This window comes from Paenibacillus sp. J22P277 (genome assembly GCF_059383675.1).
This window is the reverse complement of sequence record NZ_JBXENS010000022.1, coordinates 1-1339: the sequence shown is the minus strand read 5'-3', so window position 1 is coordinate 1339 and position 1339 is coordinate 1. Positions and strand designations below refer to the sequence as shown.

Genomic DNA, 1339 nt, shown 5'->3' with positions numbered 1-1339 from the left:
GACCTCGGCTCCGAGTGTTTCCGAGATTAACCGAAGCGGTACATACACACTGTCATTAACGAAGGCCGGATTCTCCGCTCCGGACACGACTTTGCCGTCTATCGTCGTTTGACCTGTCAATGAGCTCAGAATAATCGTCGAGCTGGCATTCGCTGCGATGACCGATCTGGTCTTTACATCCCACCGCACCTTCACGCCCATCTTCTCGAAAATCCCACGCAGCGGCACGTAAGCCGAGTTGTCCACCAGAAGCGGAGGCATCGACAGCTCGGACTGCTGGCCATCCAGATAGACAGTAATGGAATTCTTCACCAGCGTAGGCGTCTTGACTTCAAAGTCCAGCGTACCAAGTCCGGTTTGACCGAATTCGTTCGTCCCCCAGGAGAGCACATGTCCGTCCTTCAGCAGCGCGTAATGATTGCGTCCCGAGGAAGCAATCGACACGGCACCCGCTACACCTGGCACTTGTTCCGCAAACACGCGGCCTTGGGCATCTGCGTCCCACATACTCCACTGCCAGACCGTTCCGTCTGCTTTGACGGCTGCGCCCATGCTGATCGCTACAATGTCTGTCAGCCCAGCTACTTGATACGGCAGCAGCATATGGTGCTCCGGCTGCACCCAAGCCTGATTATTCCACATCCAGACGGTTCCGTCGGATCGCAGTGCCGTTCCGTACATTTGATCAATGGCGATGGCCGTGTATTCGCCGTCTCCCGTCAGACGTGTAGGCTTGCGAATCGCTTTATTGGCGCCGGGAGTTTCAAGCCCCCATACCCAAACCTCGCCGCCATTGCCGAGCGCCGCAGATGTATACATGCCCGCCGCAATCGAGACGATTGACGGCAAGCCTTTCATCTGCACCGGCTTTAGGGCGTTCTTGCGCGAATCGTCGTCGAGCTGGCCGAATTCATTGCCGCCCCAGCCCCATACCGTCCCGTCGTTCTTCAGTGCCAGACTATGATTATCGCCAGCCGATACCATCTTCATATCGGTCAGCCCTGTCACTTGAATCGGCTGTATGGCAATGGCTGACGATTGCTGGCCATTGCCAAGCTGGCCGTGCTCGTTGCCGCCGAACGCCCAGACCGAGCCGTCGTCCTGCAAGAGGAGCGAATGCCGGTAACCGCCGGACACTTCCTTCACATGGTTAATATGTACCTGCACAGGAGTATAGGCTGGTGTCGTCGCCCCGTTGCCAATCGAGCCGTAGCCGCCGCCCCATGCCCATAAGCTGCCGTCGCTTTTGACTGCATACACGCTTCGATCCCCTGAATCGATTTGAACCGCATCGGCAAAAAGTTTGCCTGACGCCGTTGACGTCGCCGTTGACTCTATC

1 protein-coding gene is annotated in these 1339 nt (G+C 57.1%); it reads right to left on the bottom strand.

The annotated features are described in order from the left end of the window. Positions 1 to 1338, bottom strand: a 1338-nt coding sequence (locus tag AC50YL_RS36000) for an RCC1 domain-containing protein (protein ID WP_494838237.1), incomplete at its 3' end; no start/stop codon positions are given. Between the last annotated feature and the right edge of the window lies 1 nt (position 1339).